This is a genomic window from Enterobacter cloacae (genome assembly GCF_011078175.1).
In the GTDB taxonomy this organism is placed as follows: Bacteria; Pseudomonadota; Gammaproteobacteria; order Enterobacterales; family Enterobacteriaceae; genus Enterobacter; species Enterobacter cloacae_Q.
In genome coordinates, this window is sequence record NZ_JAALCJ010000001.1 from 395254 (window position 1) to 413792 (window position 18539).

The window sequence follows — 18539 nt, forward strand, 5'->3', positions numbered from 1 at the left end:
ACGATGGCAGGCACATTTGTGACACCAGCCGTTACCCGCGAAAAAATCAACAAAAAAAGATTAAATTCATGTAGTTATACAAATTACTTGCTACAAGCGCAGCGACATAGCCTTTCAGAACGACTTTTCACGATAATTTAACAACTGGTTATTATTTAGCACATTCGTCTGGGTCAGCCTCGAAATTACTAATATCATTTCGGTAATCTGTCAGCAAGCCCCAGAGTATCATGTGAGTAAAATAACAGATTGCTTGAAGGATAAATGCGCGGAAGGGCGAAAGGACAGTAAACAACCTCTTGAAAAACAACACAAGAGGGTTATTAGCAGAACTTATTATGACTAACGGCTATTTCAACTTTATTTATATGATTTGCAGATAATCACGTAAAAAAAACGGAGCCGCTGGCTCCGCTCTTTCAAATGAAAGTCAGTGTAATAATCCGGGGAAAATACTTTTTATACCGGTAACAATAAATTCGATGCCCAACGCCATTAACAACAGGCCCATGATACGGGTAATCACGTTGATGCCCGTTTGTCCCAGCAAGCGAACCAGCCATGGCGCCATACGGAATACGCCCCAGCAGCACAGCGCGAACAGCGCAATGGCGACTGAAAAGCCAATCAGGTGCATCAGGCTGTGGTAGCGCGTACCCCAGACAATAGTGGAACTGATCGCCCCCGGGCCTGCCATCAGCGGCAGTGCCAGAGGCACCACGCCGATACTCTCGCGGATGGCGGTCTCTGATTTTTCCTGCTTGTTCTGTTTATCCTCCCCTAGTTTGCCGCTGATCATAGACATAGCAATCGTCACCACCAGGATCCCACCCGCTATACGGAAGGAATCAATCGAGATGCCGAAGATCTGAAGAATGGCGTCCCCGAGGAAAAGAGACGTAAGCAAGATGATCGCCACCGACAGGTTTGCTGTCAGGTTGGTTTTATTGCGTGCGGCGGCCGTCTGATAGCTGGTCATACTAATGAAGACAGGGATGATCCCTACCGGGTTGACCAGAGCAAACAAGCCGATAAAAAACTTGAAATAAGTTGGGAAATCAAAGAGCGTTTGAATCACATTAAGCTCCGCAATTGAGCATGGCCAGGAGGTGACAGCGTGTCATGATAAATCCGCGCTGAAGATACGCTTTTTAGCCGCACACTTCACCAGAAATCTGTTCTAAAACAATATCAATTCATGATGTTAAACATTTGTGTAATCAATGATAGCGTCACTTCTAATAGTTACTTAATTATTTAACAGTGGAATCATTAGCACAAAATAACCCTGCTGAAAGGTATCAGCTTAGGACAAAATTGATCCTGATCATAATTTTCGTACTCAGAAGTGAGTAATCTTGATTACGCCACCAGGGAGATCACCTATCAAAAAGGTATGATGCTAAGGTAAGGCTCTTTTAGTAAATTAGTGAGCGGAAGCAGTGAGTAATCCTTTGTTTTACTGTGTGTTACGCAAGTGGGATCGACTCTGACTATACTGTCAGACGTATCGAGCGCTGGTTTACTAAAAGAGTTTAAACATTATCAGGAGAGCATTATGGCTGTTACCAATATCGCTGAACTGAACGCCCTCGTCGAGCGCGTAAAAAAAGCCCAGCGTGAATATGCCAATTTCACCCAAGAACAGGTTGATAAAATCTTCCGCGCCGCCGCTCTGGCTGCTGCAGATGCTCGAATCCCTCTCGCTAAAATGGCCGTTGCCGAATCCGGTATGGGTATCGTTGAAGATAAAGTGATCAAAAACCACTTTGCTTCAGAGTATATCTACAACGCCTATAAAGATGAGAAAACCTGCGGTGTGTTGTCAGAAGACGATACTTTCGGCACCATCACTATTGCAGAACCGATCGGCATCATTTGCGGTATCGTTCCAACCACTAACCCAACCTCCACCGCCATCTTCAAATCGCTCATCAGCCTGAAGACACGTAACGCAATCATTTTCTCCCCGCACCCACGTGCGAAAGACGCAACTAACAAAGCAGCAGATATCGTGCTTCAGGCCGCCATTGCTGCGGGTGCGCCAAAAGATCTGATCGGCTGGATCGACCAACCTTCTGTTGAACTGTCCAACGCCCTGATGCATCACCCGGACATTAACCTGATTCTGGCGACCGGTGGTCCTGGTATGGTTAAAGCAGCATACAGCTCCGGTAAACCAGCCATCGGCGTAGGCGCAGGTAATACCCCTGTTGTGATCGACGAAACGGCAGATATCAAGCGTGCAGTTGCTTCTGTGCTGATGTCTAAAACCTTCGATAACGGCGTTATCTGCGCATCTGAACAGTCTGTTGTCGTGGTTGATTCAGTATACGACGCCGTTCGTGAACGTTTCGCCAGCCATGGCGGCTACCTGTTACAAGGTAAAGAACTGAAAGCCGTTCAGGACGTGATTCTTAAAAATGGTGCACTGAACGCGGCTATCGTGGGTCAGCCAGCATATAAAATCGCTGAACTCGCGGGCTTTAGCGTTCCTGCTACCACCAAAATTTTGATTGGTGAAGTTAAAGTCGTTGATGAAAGTGAGCCATTTGCTCACGAAAAATTGTCCCCGACGCTGGCAATGTACCGTGCGAAAGATTTCGATGACGCGGTAGAAAAAGCCGAGAAACTGGTGGCAATGGGCGGTATCGGCCACACCTCATGCCTGTACACTGACCAGGATAACCAGCCTGAGCGTGTTGCTCACTTCGGTCAGAAGATGAAAACGGCACGTATCCTGATTAACACCCCTGCTTCTCAGGGCGGTATCGGTGACCTGTACAACTTCAAACTCGCGCCTTCCCTGACTCTGGGTTGTGGTTCCTGGGGTGGTAACTCCATCTCTGAAAACGTTGGTCCAAAACACCTGATCAACAAGAAAACCGTTGCTAAGCGAGCTGAAAACATGTTGTGGCACAAACTTCCGAAATCTATCTACTTCCGCCGCGGCTCTCTGCCAATCGCGCTGGATGAAGTGATTACTGATGGCCACAAACGTGCGCTCATCGTGACTGACCGTTTCCTGTTCAATAATGGCTATGCAGACCAGATCACCTCTGTTCTGAAAGCGGCTGGCGTCGAAACTGAAGTCTTCTTTGAAGTTGAAGCTGACCCAACCCTGAGCGTTGTACGTAAAGGTGCTGAACTGGCGAACTCCTTTAAACCTGATGTGATCATCGCGCTGGGTGGCGGTTCCCCAATGGACGCGGCGAAAATCATGTGGGTTATGTACGAGCATCCGGAAACGCACTTCGAAGAACTGGCGCTGCGCTTTATGGATATCCGTAAACGTATCTACAAGTTCCCGAAAATGGGCGTGAAAGCGAAAATGATCGCCGTCACCACCACTTCCGGTACCGGTTCAGAAGTGACGCCATTTGCCGTTGTGACTGATGACGCAACCGGTCAGAAATATCCGCTGGCTGACTACGCACTGACGCCAGACATGGCTATCGTTGATGCCAACCTGGTTATGGAAATGCCGAAATCACTGTGTGCGTTCGGTGGTCTGGATGCGGTAACTCACGCTCTGGAAGCTTACGTTTCCGTACTGGCTTCTGAGTTCTCTGACGGTCAGGCTTTGCAGGCGCTGAAATTGCTGAAAGAAAACCTGCCAGCTTCTTACAACGAAGGTTCTAAAAATCCTGTAGCGCGTGAACGTGTACACAGTGCGGCAACCATCGCAGGCATTGCATTTGCTAACGCCTTCCTGGGTGTCTGTCACTCCATGGCGCACAAACTGGGTTCACAGTTCCACATTCCTCACGGTCTGGCGAACGCCCTGTTGATCAGCAACGTTATTCGCTATAACGCTAACGACAACCCAACCAAGCAGACTGCATTCAGCCAGTACGACCGTCCACAGGCTCGCCGTCGCTATGCTGAAATCGCAGATCACCTGGGACTGAGCGCACCGGGCGACCGTACTGCCGCGAAAATCGAGAAACTACTGGCATGGCTGGAAAGTCTGAAAGCTGAACTGGGTATTCCAAAATCTATCCGCGAAGCAGGCGTTCAGGAAGCTGACTTCCTCGCTCACGTAGATAAACTGTCTGAAGATGCATTCGATGACCAGTGTACTGGTGCTAACCCGCGCTATCCACTGATTTCCGAATTGAAACAGATCCTGCTGGATACCTATTACGGCCGTAACTTCACCGAAAGCGATGTCGCTGCCGTAAAAGTTGAAATCCCCGCAGTTGTAAAGACTGACAAGAAAGCGAAGAAAAACGCTTAATTGAGAATGTGACAAAAAACCCGCCGCTGGCGGGTTTTTTTATATCTGAGAATCAGTAAGCCTTTCTCATTATTTTCGATTGTCGCCCTGTATCGCCGTCAGCGAGCCTACAGCCAGCGCCTCTTTATAATGCTTGCGGCAGACCGAGACATAACGTTCATTGCCTCCTATCACCACCTGCTCGCCATCAGCGTAGGGTTTCCCCGACTGGTCAAGGCGAAGAACCATGCTTGCCTTGCGGCCACAAAAGCAGATCGTTTTTAGCTCAACCAGTTTATCCGACCATGCGAGAAGATACTGGCTGCCAGCAAATAACTCACCCCGAAAATCGGTACGTAATCCATAGCAAAGAACGGGAATATCCAGCTCATCAACAACCTCTGAAAGCGCATGGACCTGCTCCCGGGTCAGGAACTGGCTTTCATCAACCAGTACGCAATGAACAGGCTTAGAGGCATGCTCGGCACGAATATCTTCCAGCAGGTTCGTCTGAGGGTTAAACAGCCTTGCAGGCGACGAGAGCCCTATTCTTGAACTTACCTTCCCTGCCCCAAAACGATCGTCGATCTCGGCGGTATAAACAACAGAACGCATCCCCCGCTCCTGATAATTGTATGAGGATTGCAGTAACGCCGTTGATTTCCCTGCATTCATTGCCGAATAGTAGAAATAAAGTTGTGCCATTGGCCGAAGAACCCTAATCAATGTGTAATATTACCGATGAATCATTGTACCATATTTTGTACTGTCATCAGCGGTGGGCTGCACACGCCAGGCCGTCAAACACCCCAGAACTCATTCACGAATAGCGTAAAATAATGCGTTAAAACAGACAGTAATGGAATTTCGCACTGACAATAAGATGAACGCCTAACCGGAGATAACACTTCTTTTATAGTGGCTTCTTCGTTCATTAAAATTCACTATTTATTAACTGTTCCTGGCTTCGCTTTGCTTACACGGGGTAATACGAAAGGCTGATATTTATCAACTGCAACTATAATTCCTGAGGTAAAAGTCACAAAACAAACATGCAAATGACGCACTTCTGCCGTTTGAAACGATATCTCACAGTCCCAACAAACAATGAAATTTAAGTTAGCGTAATTAATTATAGCGACGTTTATTTTGTATTTTTTGAATTCCTTACATTCCCACCTATTGCACAAGTGAAATTAAGGCTCTATTATTAGGACAACAAACCCACCCCCATTATAAGTTTGAGATTACTACAATGAGCGAAGCACTTAAAATTCTGAACAACATCCGTACTCTTCGTGCGCAGGCAAGAGAATGTACCCTTGAGACGCTTGAAGAAATGCTCGAAAAATTAGAAGTTGTAGTTAACGAACGTCGTGAAGAAGAAAGCGCAGCTGCGGCTGAAATCGAAGAACGTACACGTAAACTGCAACAATATCGCGAAATGCTGATTGCCGATGGTATCGATCCAAACGAATTGCTGAACAGCATGGCTGCGGCTAAAACCGGTACCAAAGCAAAACGTGCAGCTCGTCCTGCTAAATATAGCTACATCGATGAGAACGGCGAAGAGAAAACCTGGACCGGCCAGGGTCGTACTCCTGCTGTAATCAAGAAAGCAATGGACGAACAAGGTAAACAACTGGATGACTTCCTGATCAAGGATTAATCTGGAAGGGTTCTGAAAAATCCCGCTTAATGCGGGATTTTTTATGCCCATAATAATCGACCGAACATCTCCTTACATTCTGTCATATTGAGTGGTAACGTTTTTAACGTCCTTGACAATCTCCTGCCAATTATGACGCGTCAGGCAAAAAAAAACCGGTGCGCATCGCCACACCGGTCTTGTTCGCTGGGTTGTGAGTCTTATTACTTAATACCCATGCTGCCTTTGAGCCAGGTTTTAAATTCCTCACCCAGGCTGTTATGGCGAATACCATATTCGACGAATGCCTGCATATAACCGAGCTTATTCCCGCAGTCATGGCTCTTACCTTTCATATGGTAGGCTTCCACGGTCTCTTTCTCGATCAGCATATCGATAGCATCGGTCAGCTGGATTTCATCGCCCGCACCCGGAGGCGTTTTCGCCAGCAGCGCCCAGATTTCAGCGCTCAGTACGTAACGGCCTACGACTGCAAGGTTAGACGGCGCGACGTCCGCTTTAGGTTTTTCAACAACGCCAACCATCGGTACACTTTCGCCAGGTTGCAGATCAACGCCTTTGCAGTCAACCACACCATAGGCCGTCACGTCGTCAACGGGCTCAACCATAATCTGGCTGCTGCCGGTTTCATCAAAGCGTTTAATCATTTCCGCCAGGTTTTCCTGAGAAAGATCGGACTCATACTCATCAAGAATAACGTCAGGCAGAATAACCGCGACCGGCTCATCACCCACTACCGGATGCGCGCACAATACGGCGTGCCCCAGACCTTTCGCCAGGCCCTGACGAACCTGCATAATGGTCACGTGTGGAGGGCAAATAGACTGTACTTCCTCAAGAAGCTGGCGCTTAACGCGTTTTTCCAGCATTGCTTCGAGTTCGAAACTGGTATCGAAATGGTTTTCAATAGAGTTTTTAGATGAATGCGTCACCAGCACAATTTCGGTGATTCCTGCTGCAATACATTCATTCACGACATACTGGATTAATGGCTTATCAACCAGAGGCAGCATCTCTTTTGGGATTGCCTTCGTCGCTGGCAACATCCTGGTACCCAATCCCGCCACCGGGATAACGGCCTTTCTGACTTTCGAATTTAGGGCAGCCATTGAAATTCTCCTGAACTGTTCAAGTTTTGAACTTTTATGCATTGAATAACGCGTTGAGTATACAGTCTCAGCCACTAATACGGGTCTGAAAAGAACGCGTTGCCGATCAATTAAGACAAATACGCATGAAACTTGCAGCGATAGTAGCACTGCCAGCAAAAACACAGGTAAAGCAATCTGAAAAATAAAATCTGACTGCTTACTCCGTGGACAACATTAAGCGTAACCGCCCCCCGGCACCCCAAATTTGGCACTGCCAGGAGGTGCAGCGATGGCTAATTTGATTCAGATAAGTATTTCCCAGCGTTCCCAACGGTACGCCGTTGCTCACCTGAATATGGTGTTCACCCGTATTGAGTGTGGCATTTAATCCAGCAGACACCAGAATAAGGTTATTCAGCCCGCTGTGATAATAGCCAACCAAAAGCGGGAACTGGCCTGGCAAATTGGCCTGACGAAAAAGTTGGTTCACCTGTTTGAGTAAACTGCCTAACTCAGGAAGCCGTTGCCCCTGGTGAGATAATTGTTCCTGAAGCAACCCGTTAAACAGCGCACGGAGTAATAAGGCCGCCAGAACACCGTTATCTCCCGCTCGGGTCACATCAAGGCAATAAAAAGCGAGGTCGGAATCTGATAGCGGCGCAATATCCAGCACCAGCCCAGGCTGGTCAGCTGCTACCAGCTGGCGATAATTTACTCTGCAATGAGAGATATTTTGCTGCACCGGCGGCTGAAGTTCCTGAAGCAGCTTCGCGGCCGCGAGCGGATTACTGACTAAAGCATCCCAGTCCTGGAAAAGACGTTCTTCTTCTTCCACTCGGGAATTAAACATATTGGGATACAGGCAGGCCAACACCGTTTCACGCAGTCGGTTCAAATCTTTAACCGGTTTGAGCAGGATATCCTGTACACCTAAACGCAACGCCTTAGCTATATCCGCCATATTTTCGGTGGCTGAGATCACAAGTATCGGCGTCTGATAACCTTCATTACGCAGGTTTTCCACCAGCATTAATCCATCCATCCGCGGCATCTCGAGATCGCAAATCATCAGATCCGGCGCCATGCTGGCCATCTTTTCCAGTGCCTCGACGCCATCTTCGGCAAGAGACGTGGTTGCACCCAGTGAGGATAACCACGAATCCAGTAGCGATCGGAAAACGGGCTCGTCTTCAACTATCAAAATATGTTTTCCGGCCAATGGCTGTGTCATGGTTCCTCCCCTGGCTGACAGTTACTCAATAGTGGCATGCTATTGGTACTATCGCCTGTCAGATTTTGCTGAAGTAATCAAAAAAGTGCTCAACGTGCTGTACGCACAAAAGGCAACAGTTCATCTATTTTCTTTTCGACGGCTAAAGAGCCCGCTGCTATGGCGGCTTCTGCCCGGTGAAAATCAAGGGTAGAGATTTGTGGACAATAAGGTTGAATAAGAATATCCGGAGGATCGCCAGCCATACGGTTTCGCTTCAGGCGATTCTCAAGAATTTGTATAGAGGTCGTCATGATTTCAATGGCATTCGGCGCGGTCACCGCGCGACGGGCAGTCAGGCGCCCTATTCTGCCGCGTAAACGCGCATGCCAGGCAAGTTTCTCTTCTTCAGCGTCATCGCTCTGAAGATTAACCGGCATCAAATCTTGCTGCATAAGGTGAGCGTCGTGTTGTAAATCCACGGCAATGACGATATCCGCCCCCATGGCGCGGGTCAGAGAGATGGGCACAGGATTCACTACGCCACCATCAACGAGCCAGTAGCCGTTGTGAGGCACAGGCGCCATTAACCCAGGCATGCTACAGGAAGCACGGACGGCGAGATGAATATCCCCTTCGGTGAGCCATAACTCTCTGCCCGTACTGAGGTTGGTTGCAACGGCACCGAAAGGCATTTTGCAGTGGCTGAAGTCAGCGAGCGGCATGATCTTACGAAACTGATTGAACACGCGTTCGCCGCGCAGCAGGCCGCCACGCTGCCAGGAGAGATCCATCAGGCGCAGCACATCCCAGTAACTGAAGGAGCGCACCCAGCTCTCAAGCTCCGGGAGCTTACCGCAGGCATACGCGGATCCGACCAGCGCCCCGATAGAACATCCTGCAACAATATCAACCTCAATCCCCATCTGGTTTAAGGTATTGATAACGCCAATATGCGACCAACCCCGGGCTGCACCAGAGCCCAACGCCAGTCCAATTTTTACCTTTCTCATTAGCCCTGTTTTACTTCCCCTGGATTCCCGACATAGCGTCAACGCACCTGCTCAGTTAACATATTGCTACCTTATGCGTTTAACGCCTTATTTTTTGTTCCAGGAAGAGAATCGTGTCTCAACTCTGCCCCTGTGGTAGCGCTCTGGAGTATAGCCTATGTTGCCAGCGATATCTTTCTGGCGAGCAGGTTGCACCAGACCCGTCACACCTTATGCGCTCGCGGTATACTGCTTTTGTGATCAAAAACGCAGACTACCTGATTAAAACCTGGCACCCGTCCTGCCATGCTGGCGATTTTCGGCAGGAGATTGAAGCCGGATTTGCCAACACCGTCTGGCTGGGCCTTACTGTCTTTGATGCCACTCCCGGCGGCGATGCCAACGAAGGCTATGTCAGTTTTGTCGCCCGCTTTAGCGAACAAAACAAACCCGGCGCCATCATTGAACGCTCACGGTTCTTAAAGGACAGTGGGCAATGGTATTATATTGACGGCACACGTCCGCAATTCGGTCGTAACGACCCCTGCCCCTGTGGTTCAGGAAAAAAATTTAAAAAGTGTTGCGGCAGTAATGCCTGACAACTCAGATTTCGCAAATACATAAACAGGATTTCCCGGCGATGCAATCATTACAACGTAAAGTTCTGCGCACTATCTGTCCCGATCAAAAAGGGCTGATCGCACGAATCACCAACATTTGCTACAAACATGAACTGAATATCGTGCAGAACAACGAGTTCGTTGATCACCGTACCGGTCGATTCTTTATGCGTACCGAACTGGAAGGCATTTTCAACGACACAACCTTGCTTGCCGATCTGGACAGCGCCCTGCCGGAAGGTTCCGTGCGGGAGTTAAACCCGGCGGGCCATCGCCGCATTGTGATTCTGGTCACCAAAGAGGCGCACTGTCTGGGCGATCTGCTGATGAAAGCCAACTACGGTGGCCTGGACGTCGAAATTGCCGCCGTCATTGGCAACCACGAAACCCTGCGTACGCTGGTTGAACGTTTCGACATTCCGTTTGAGCTGGTCAGCCACGAGGGTCATACCCGTGAAGAACACGACAACCTGATGGCTGCTGCCATTGAAGCGCATAACCCGGACTACGTGGTGCTGGCGAAATATATGCGCGTGCTGACGCCCTCCTTCGTGGCGCGCTTCCCGAACAAGATTATCAACATCCACCACTCCTTCCTGCCAGCCTTTATTGGCGCGCGTCCGTATCACCAGGCATACGAGCGTGGGGTGAAGATTATCGGCGCAACCGCGCACTACGTGAATGACAATCTGGACGAAGGCCCAATCATCATGCAGGACGTGATTCACGTGGATCACACCTACACGGCAGAAGATATGATGCGAGCTGGCCGTGACGTTGAGAAGAACGTACTGAGCCGTGCGCTGTATCAGGTACTTGCCCAGCGCGTCTTTGTGTACGGCAACAGAACGATTATTCTTTAATCCTTCGGAAAATGAATTGATTAGCTTTACGCCTTTACGGATAAAAAGCAGGCAAACAGCTTCATTTTCCTAAAGGAATGCTTTACAGGGGCGTCTCATTTGATATGATGCGCCCCGCTTCCAACAGGAAGCAGGCCAGTTAAAAGCATTACCCCGTGGTGGGGTTCCCGAGCGGCCAAAGGGAGCAGACTGTAAATCTGCCGTCATCGACTTCGAAGGTTCGAATCCTTCCCCCACCACCATCTCTCAGCAAGACCTCAAAATTTGAATTACCCCGTGGTGGGGTTCCCGAGCGGCCAAAGGGAGCAGACTGTAAATCTGCCGTCATCGACTTCGAAGGTTCGAATCCTTCCCCCACCACCATCACTTCCAAATGACGTTTAATTTTCTGTTTGCACTGCGCATCATGTATTCCAGTAACGGGGAAGGGTGAGAAGCTTCGACCAAGGTTCGATTCGAGCGCAGCGAGAAAGCGTTGCCGAAGGCAACGACCCGAAGGGCGAGGCGCGAAGCGCTGAGTAATCCTTCCCCCACCACCATCACTTCCAAATAACGTTTAATTTTCTGTTTGCACTGCGCATCATGTATTCCAGTAACGGGGAAGGGTGAGAAGCTTCGACCAAGGTTCGATTCGAGCGTAGCGAGAAAGCGTTGCCGAAGGCAACGACCCGAAGGGCGAAGCGCGAAGCGCTGAGTAATCCTTCCCCCACCACCATCACTTCCAAATGACGTTTAATTTCCTGTTTGCACTGCGCATCATGTATTCCAGTAACGGGGAAAGATGAGAAGCTTCGATCAAGGTTCGATTCGAGCGTAGCGAGAAAGCGTTGCCGAAGGCAACGACCCGAAGGGCGAGGCGCGAAGCGCTGAGTAATCCTTCCCCCACCACCATCACTTCCAGATTCTAAAACACTCTTCAAAAGCGCTATGCACCATATTTCCCGATGCCGGGAGTGATCCTTCCCTGCCTGTTTTCCCCGGTGGCGCTTCGCTTAACGGGGCTACAAATATAGTCTGTAGGCCGGGTAAGGCACAGCCGCCGCCCGGCATCCGCACGAAACCCTGGTTCCAGGACAAAAAAACCCCGCAAATGCGGGGTTGTATTAATACAGCGAATCAGCGACGGGCACGCACAATTTGATATTTGCGCGTCAGGTACTCCACCGGTGCGCTCCAGATGTGCACCAGACGGGAGAACGGGAACAGCACAAACAGCGTCATCCCCAGCACCAGGTGAACGCGGAAGATAAACGCCACGCCGTCCAGGTGTTCGGACGCGCCACCGTGGAAGGTCACCACGGACTGCGCCCAGCCGACCAGCTTCATCATTTCGCTGCCGTCCATATGCTGCGCAGAGAATGGAATTGTCAGCAGGCCCAGCGCACACTGTACCATCAGCAGGGAGAGGATCAGGATGTCCGCTCCGGTCGTGGTAGCCCGCACGCGTGGGCTGAACAGACGGCGTTTCAGCAGCAACAGCCCCCCCACCAGGGTCATCACGCCGCAGGCGCCACCCGCGATCATCGCCATCTTCTGCTTCACTTCAATCGGCAGCCACGCTTCGTACATCCAGTGCGGGGTCAGCATACCCAGGAAGTGACCGGCGAAAATCCCTAAAATCCCGATGTGGAACAGGTTTGACGCCAGGTTCATCCCTTTACGATCCAGCATCTGGCTGGAGGCTGCACGCCAGGTGTACTGGCCATAGTCATACCGCAGCCAGCTTCCCACCAGGAACACGGTGCCCGCGATATACGGGTAAATATCAAAGAAGAACATATTCAGGAAGTGCATTAGTGCCGTCCTCCGTTAGAGATATCCAAATATTGCGGAGCGACCGCCCCGGCAAAACGACGCTGGTGAGCGGAGATTTCAGACTCGCCGCAGCTCTGGTCAGCAAAGAATTTCACCTGCTCTTCTTCCCAGACCGCATCCAGCGCTTGCGGGGTATCGTCGCGGGCTTCATCCGCGATTTTCTCCGCCACTTTTTCACTGTCGACAGCGGCGTTTGCCAGCTTCATCAGCAGATCGAACAGCACCGCATAGCGGCTCTCACGCTGCTGAAGACGCGCGCTGAGCAACGCCAGGATCGGTGCGATATCCTGCAAACCGCCCAGCGCCTCTTCCTTCGGCAACTGCGCCAGATACTCCAGGTACAGCGGCAGATGGTCCGGCAGCTCGCGGCTGTCGAGCTGTAAACCGTGCTGCTCGTACTGGGCCATCAGATCCACCATCGCCTGACCGCGGTCGCGGGATTCACCGTGAACGTGTTCGAACAGCAGCAGAGACGTGGCACGACCGCGGTCAAACAACTGGCTGTAGTCCGCCTGCGCATCAAGAAGATCGCGCGCCAGCAGGTCGCGGAGGAAAACGCCCAGTTTCTGGGCATCCTCTTTATCCAGGTTTTCAGATGACGCGAGTGCATCAAAGAGTTCCTGTTGATGCTGCACAAGCGCAGCATCCGGATACTCGAGCAGACGCGAAACAATGACGAGTTCAATCATTGGTGCGGCTCCGTTTTGCTGGTCACATCCATCGCGTCGATGCGGCGGCTGTTAAACAGGTTGAATTTGCTGTCTGACCCGTGGCAACCGTCACCGAAACTAAAGCCACAGCCATTTTTCTCCGGGAAGGCTTCGCGAGCCAGCTCGCGGTGGCTGCTCGGCACCACGAAGCGGTCTTCATAGTTCGCAATCGCCAGGTAGCGGTACATCTCCTGCGCCTGCGCTTCGGTCAGACCGACCTCTTCCAGCGCGCGGGTATCGTTAACGCCATCAACGGTTTCCGCACGTTTGAAGTGACGCATCGCCAGCATACGTTTCAGCGCCAGCAGTACCGGCTGGGTATCTCCTGCGGTGAGCAGGTTAGCCAGGTACTGAACCGGAATGCGCAGGCTTTCCACGTCCGGCAGGATGCCGTTGGTGCCCAGCTCGCCCGCGTCAGCCGCAGACTGAATTGGCGACAGCGGCGGCACGTACCAGACCATTGGCAGCGTGCGGTATTCCGGGTGCAGCGGCAGGGCCAGCTTCCAGTCCATCGCCATTTTGTACACCGGGGACTGCTGTGCGGCGTCAATCACGCTCTGCGGAATACCGTCTTTCAGCGCCTGCTCGATAACCTTCGGATCGTTCGGATCGAGGAAGACGTCCAGCTGACGCTGATACAGATCTTTCTCGTTCTCGGTGCTCGCGGCATTTTCAATCGCGTCCGCGTCGTACAGCAGCACGCCGAGGTAGCGGATACGGCCTACGCAGCTCTCTGAGCAGACGGTCGGCATACCGGCTTCGATACGCGGGTAGCAGAAGATGCACTTCTCAGACTTACCGCTCTTCCAGTTGAAGTAGATTTTTTTGTACGGGCAGCCGGTGATGCACATACGCCAGCCGCGGCACTTGTCCTGGTCGATCAGCACAATGCCATCTTCTTCACGCTTGTAGATAGCGCCGCTTGGGCAGGTCGCCACGCACGCCGGGTTAAGGCAGTGTTCGCACAGGCGCGGCAGATACATCATGAAGGTGTTTTCGAACTGGCCGTACATCGCCTTCTGCATGTTCTCGAAGTTCTGGTCTTTGGCGCGTTTTTCGAACTCGCCACCCAGAATTTCTTCCCAGTTTGGACCGCTGGTAATTTTGTCCATGCGCTGACCGGTGATCAGCGAGCGAGGACGGGCGATCGGCTGATGTTTGCTTTCCGGCGCGTTGTGCAGATTCTGGTAGTCGTAATCAAACGGCTCGTAGTAATCATCAATGCCCGGCAGATGCGGGTTCGCGAAGATTTTACCAAGCAGCATGGCACGGTTACCCATGCGCGGTTGCAGTTTGCCGTTGATTTTACGGATCCAGCCGCCCTTCCACTTCTCCTGGTTTTCCCAGTCGGTCGGGAAGCCGGTGCCTGGCTTGCTTTCCACGTTGTTGAACCAGGCATACTCCATACCTTCGCGGCTGGTCCAGACGTTTTTACAGGTGACCGAGCAGGTATGACAGCCGATGCATTTATCCAGATTCAGCACCATGCCGACTTGTGAACGAATTTTCATTTTACGCTCTCCTGTACCTGGTCATTACCTTCGCCGTCTAACCAGTTAATATTCTTCATCTTACGTACCACCACGAACTCATCGCGGTTCGATCCTACGGTGCCGTAGTAGTTAAAGCCGTAGGCCAGCTGCGCATAGCCACCGATCATGTGGGTCGGCTTCGGCGTAATACGGGTCACGGAGTTGTGAATACCGCCGCGCTGCTCGGTGATCTCAGACCCCGGCAGGTTAACGATACGTTCCTGCGCGTGGTACATCATGGTCATCCCTGCCGGTACGCGCTGGCTCACCACCGCACGCGCCGTCAGGGCGCCGTTGCTGTTGAACACTTCGATCCAGTCGTTATCTTCGATACCCAGATCTTTCGCATCCGTTTCGCTCATCCAGACGATTGGCCCCCCGCGCGACAGCGTTAGCATCAGCAGGTTGTCGCTGTAGGTGGAGTGAATACCCCACTTCTGGTGCGGCGTCAGGAAATTCAGCGCCTTCTCCGGGTTACCGTTGGATTTCGCGCCCATAACGGCTTTCACGGATCGGGTGTCGATTGGCGGACGGTAAACCAGCAGGCTTTCACCGAAGTCTCGCATCCACTGGTGATCCTGATACAGAGACTGACGGCCAGAAAGCGTGCGCCATGGGATCAGCTCGTGAACGTTGGTATATCCGGCGTTGTAAGACACATGTTCATCTTCGAGGCCAGACCAGGTCGGGCTGGAGATAATCTTGCGCGGCTGGGCCTGAATATCGCGGAAGCGGATTTTCTCTTCCTCTTTATTCGTTGCCAGATGCGTGTGGTCACGACCGGTAAATTCGCTCAGCGCTGCCCATGCTTTCACCGCCACGTGGCCGTTGGTTTCCGGTGCCAGGGTCAGGATCATCTCTGCGGCATCAATCGCCGTGTTCAGCATTGGCTGGCCTTTCGCCGGGCCGTCCGCTTTGGTGTAATTGAGCTTACGCAGCAGATCCATTTCGCTCTGGGTGTTCCAGGCAATGCCTTTACCGCCGTTACCGATCTTCTCCATCAGCGGGCCGATAGAGGTAAAGCGCTCATAGGTTGCCGGGTAATCACGTTCAACCGGGATGATATGCGGTGCGGTCACGCCCGGGATCAGGTCGCACTCGCCTTTTTTCCAGTCCTTCACGTCCAGCGGCTGCGCCAGTTCGGCGGCGGAGTCGTGCTGGATTGGCAGCGTCACCACGTCGGTCTCTTTGCCCAGATGCCCGACGCACACTTCAGAGAATTTCTTCGCGATATCTTTGTAGATATCCCAGTCGCTTTTAGACTCCCACGCCGGGTCAACCGCGGCAGACAGCGGATGAATAAACGGATGCATATCCGAGGTATTCATGTCGTCTTTTTCGTACCAGGTTGCGGTTGGCAGCACGATGTCGGAATACAGGCAGGTGCTGGACAGACGGAAGTCGAGGGTCACCACCAGATCCAGCTTGCCGTCCAGACCGTTGTCTTTCCATTCCACTTCTTCCGGCTTCACGCCACCCTGCTTGCCGAGATCTTTCCCCTGGATACCGTTTTCGGTACCGAGCAAATATTTCAGCATGTACTCGTGACCTTTACCGGACGAGCCCAGCAGGTTGGAGCGCCAGATGAACAGGTTACGCGGATGGTTTTTACCGTTCTCCGGCTGTTCAGCCGCGAAACGGATTGAGCCGTCTTTCAGGGACTTAACGGTGTAATCCACCGGTGACATTCCTGCTTTTTTCGCCGCTTCCGCGATACGCAGCGGGTTAGTGCCCAACTGCGGCGCAGACGGCAGCCAGCCCATGCGCTCTGCGCGGACGTTGAAGTCAATCAGGTGGCCGCTGTAGCGGGATTTATCCGCCATTGGCGACAGCAGCTCCTGCGCGGTAACCGTTTCATAGCGCCACTGGCTGGAGTGGTTATAGAAATAGGAGGTACTGTTCATATGACGTGCCGGACGCTGCCAGTCCAGGGCAAACGCCAGCGGCTGCCAGCCGGTCTGCGGACGCAGTTTTTCCTGGCCTACATAGTGGGCCCAGCCGCCGCCGCTCTGACCGACACAGCCGCAGAAGATCAGCATGTTGATCAGGCCACGATAGTTCATATCGAGGTGATACCAGTGGTTCAGACCCGCACCGACGATGATCATGGAGCGACCGTGGGTTTTGTCGGCGTTTTCCGCAAATTCGCGGGCGATACGGGTGATCTGGGCGCGTGGCACACCGGTGATCTGTTCCGCCCAGGCTGGGGTATAAGCCTTCACGTCATCATAGCTGGTCGCGCAGTTTTCGTCGTTCAGGCCACGCTCCAGGCCGTAGTTCGCCATGGTCAGGTCGTAGACCGTCGTGACCAGCGCGGTAGAACCGTCCGCCAGTTGCAGGCGCTTAACCGGCAGTTTGTGCATCAGAACGTTTTGCAGCTCAACCTTGTTGAAGTGCTCGGAACCTTCACCACCAAAGTACGGGAAGCCGACCTCGGCAATCTCGTCCTGGCTGCCCAGCATGCTGAGACGCAGTTCCGTCTCTTCACCGGTGGTACCGTTACGCTGTTCGAGGTTCCACTTGCCCTTCTCGCCCCAGCGGAAGCCGATAGAGCCGTTAGGTGCCACCAGCTCGCCGTTGCTGTTATACGCAACGGTTTTCCATTCAGGGTTATTTTCCTGGCCCAGCGCGTCCACCAGGTCGGCGGCGCGCAGCGTACGACCAGCGGCATAGTAGCCGTCACGCTCTTCCAGCATCACCAGCATCGGCATGTCGGTGTAGCGACGTACATAGTCGGTGAAATACTGGCTTGGTTTATCGAGGTGGAATTCGCGCAGCATCACGTGGCCCATGGCCATGGCCATCGCGGCGTCGGTACCCTGTTTCGGTGCCAGCCACAGGTCACACAGTTTGGCAATTTCCGCGTAGTCCGGGGTGACCGCAACGGTTTTGGTCCCTTTGTAGCGGACTTCGGTGAAGAAGTGCGCGTCCGGGGTACGGGTCTGCGGAACGTTAGAACCCCAGGCGATGAGGTAGCTGGAGTTGTACCAGTCAGCGGATTCCGGCACGTCGGTCTGCTCGCCCCAGGTCTGCGGAGACGCAGGCGGCAGGTCGCAGTACCAGTCGTAGAAGCTCAGACAGGTGCCGCCGATCAGTGACAGATAGCGCGCGCCGGAGGCGTAAGAGACCATCGACATCGCCGGGATCGGCGAGAAGCCGGCCACGCGGTCAGGGCCGTAGGTTTTGACAGTGTAGACGTTAGAGGCGGCAATTAGCTCGTTCACCTCTTTCCAGGAGGAGCGAACAAAGCCACCGCGGCCGCGAGCCTGCTTAAAGCTTTTCGCTTTATCCGCATCTTCGATGATGGACGCCCAGGCATCAACCGGATCGCTGTGCTGGACTTTCGCTTCACGCCACATTTTCATCAGACGCTTACGCATCAGAGGGTATTTCAGACGGTTAGCGCTGTAGAGATACCAGGAGTAGCTGGCGCCACGCGGACAGCCGCGCGGTTCATGGTTCGGCATATCCGGACGGGTACGCGGATAGTCGGTCTGCTGCATTTCCCAGGTCACCAGACCGTTTTTAACGAAAATCTTCCAGCTACATGAGCCAGTGCAGTTTACGCCGTGGGTAGAACGGACAACTTTGTCATGCTGCCAGCGTTGACGGTAACCGTCTTCCCAGTCCCGGTTGGTATCCAGAACCTGGCCGTGCCCATCGGCAAAAGTTTCACCCTTCTGTTTGAAGTAGCGAAACCGGTCCAAAAATTTGCTCATCGGGTATCTCCTGTATGGAGCCTGTGGCTCTCTAAATCGACATTGCTGATTTGCAGCGAAGGTAACGCTCTGAAAGAGGAGGAGAATTGATAACGATCA

13 protein-coding genes, 2 tRNA genes and 3 other RNA genes are annotated in these 18539 nt (G+C 52.3%); 9 read left to right on the plus strand and 9 right to left on the minus strand.

Annotation, left to right across the window (positions count from 1 at the left end; all coding sequences use genetic code 11):
• Positions 1 to 430: 430 nt before the first annotated feature.
• Positions 431 to 1078 carry a YchE family NAAT transporter gene (locus G6Q29_RS01920; RefSeq protein ID WP_032641031.1) on the minus strand — a complete coding sequence of 216 codons (648 nt, stop codon included), beginning with the start codon at positions 1076 to 1078 and terminating at the stop codon, positions 431 to 433.
• Positions 1079 to 1558: 480 nt separating this feature from the next.
• Between G6Q29_RS01920 and adhE the strand changes: the two genes are divergently transcribed.
• Positions 1559 to 4240 (plus strand): bifunctional acetaldehyde-CoA/alcohol dehydrogenase, encoded by a 2682-nt coding sequence (gene adhE, locus G6Q29_RS01925; protein ID WP_165464322.1) that lies wholly within the window; start codon positions 1559 to 1561, stop codon positions 4238 to 4240.
• Positions 4241 to 4309: 69 nt separating this feature from the next.
• Here the strand turns inward: adhE and tdk are convergent, their stop codons facing one another.
• Positions 4310 to 4924: a thymidine kinase gene (gene tdk, locus G6Q29_RS01930; protein ID WP_165464323.1), complete on the minus strand. Its 615-nt coding sequence runs from the start codon at positions 4922 to 4924 to the stop codon at positions 4310 to 4312.
• Positions 4925 to 5474: 550 nt separating this feature from the next.
• Here tdk and hns point away from each other — a divergent pair.
• Positions 5475 to 5888: a histone-like nucleoid-structuring protein H-NS gene (gene hns, locus G6Q29_RS01935; RefSeq protein ID WP_003856724.1), complete on the plus strand. Its 414-nt coding sequence runs from the start codon at positions 5475 to 5477 to the stop codon at positions 5886 to 5888.
• A 203-nt stretch (positions 5889 to 6091) separates the two neighbouring features.
• On the opposite strand, the gene galU is transcribed toward hns, so the two are convergent.
• The 3 genes from galU to rssA all read right to left on the minus strand — a co-directional run bounded on the left by galU (position 6092) and on the right by rssA (position 9202).
• Complete coding sequence (gene galU / locus G6Q29_RS01940; protein ID WP_165464324.1) at positions 6092 to 6997, minus strand: UTP--glucose-1-phosphate uridylyltransferase GalU; 906 nt, start codon at positions 6995 to 6997, stop codon at positions 6092 to 6094.
• A 199-nt stretch (positions 6998 to 7196) separates the two neighbouring features.
• Positions 7197 to 8210, minus strand: coding sequence for a two-component system response regulator RssB (rssB, locus tag G6Q29_RS01945; RefSeq protein WP_003856721.1), 1014 nt, complete (start codon positions 8208 to 8210; stop codon positions 7197 to 7199).
• Between the two features lie 89 nt (positions 8211 to 8299).
• Positions 8300 to 9202, minus strand: a complete 903-nt coding sequence (rssA, locus tag G6Q29_RS01950) for a patatin-like phospholipase RssA (protein WP_165464325.1) — start codon at positions 9200 to 9202, stop codon at positions 8300 to 8302.
• Between the two features lie 113 nt (positions 9203 to 9315).
• On the opposite strand from rssA, the gene G6Q29_RS01955 reads away from it, so the two are divergent.
• From G6Q29_RS01955 to G6Q29_RS01985, 7 genes are all read left to right on the plus strand, one after another.
• A complete protein-coding gene (locus tag G6Q29_RS01955; RefSeq protein WP_165464326.1) occupies positions 9316 to 9780 on the plus strand; it encodes a YchJ family protein in 465 nt (154 codons plus the stop codon).
• A gap of 41 nt (positions 9781 to 9821) precedes the next feature.
• On the plus strand, positions 9822 to 10664 hold the full coding sequence (gene purU, locus G6Q29_RS01960) for a formyltetrahydrofolate deformylase (protein WP_165464327.1): 843 nt from the start codon (positions 9822 to 9824) through the stop codon (positions 10662 to 10664).
• A 157-nt stretch (positions 10665 to 10821) separates the two neighbouring features.
• A tRNA-Tyr gene (locus G6Q29_RS01965) sits at positions 10822 to 10906 on the plus strand.
• A gap of 36 nt (positions 10907 to 10942) precedes the next feature.
• Positions 10943 to 11027, plus strand: a tRNA-Tyr gene (locus G6Q29_RS01970).
• Positions 11028 to 11072: 45 nt separating this feature from the next.
• Positions 11073 to 11203: non-coding RNA, RtT sRNA (locus G6Q29_RS01975), on the plus strand.
• 45 nt (positions 11204 to 11248) lie between these two features.
• A non-coding RNA gene (locus G6Q29_RS01980) (RtT sRNA) lies at positions 11249 to 11379 on the plus strand.
• Positions 11380 to 11424: 45 nt separating this feature from the next.
• Positions 11425 to 11555, plus strand: a non-coding RNA gene (locus G6Q29_RS01985) — RtT sRNA.
• A 225-nt stretch (positions 11556 to 11780) separates the two neighbouring features.
• Here the strand turns inward: G6Q29_RS01985 and narI are convergent.
• The 4 genes from narI to G6Q29_RS02005 are packed head-to-tail and all read right to left on the minus strand — an operon-like array spanning position 11781 to position 18440.
• The gene (narI, locus tag G6Q29_RS01990) at positions 11781 to 12458 is read right to left on the minus strand and encodes a respiratory nitrate reductase subunit gamma (RefSeq protein ID WP_006810894.1); all 678 of its coding nucleotides are present in this window, start codon (positions 12456 to 12458) and stop codon (positions 11781 to 11783) included.
• The gene (gene narJ / locus G6Q29_RS01995) at positions 12458 to 13168 is read right to left on the minus strand and encodes a nitrate reductase molybdenum cofactor assembly chaperone (protein ID WP_165464328.1); all 711 of its coding nucleotides are present in this window, start codon (positions 13166 to 13168) and stop codon (positions 12458 to 12460) included. Before narJ ends, narI begins: the two co-directional genes overlap by 1 nt.
• Positions 13165 to 14700, minus strand: a complete 1536-nt coding sequence (narH, locus tag G6Q29_RS02000; protein ID WP_165464329.1) for a nitrate reductase subunit beta — start codon at positions 14698 to 14700, stop codon at positions 13165 to 13167. The genes narJ and narH overlap by 4 nt, the downstream gene beginning before the upstream one ends.
• Positions 14697 to 18440 carry a nitrate reductase subunit alpha gene (locus tag G6Q29_RS02005; RefSeq protein WP_165464330.1) on the minus strand — a complete coding sequence of 1248 codons (3744 nt, stop codon included), beginning with the start codon at positions 18438 to 18440 and terminating at the stop codon, positions 14697 to 14699. Before G6Q29_RS02005 ends, narH begins: the two co-directional genes overlap by 4 nt.
• Positions 18441 to 18539: the final 99 nt, after the last annotated feature.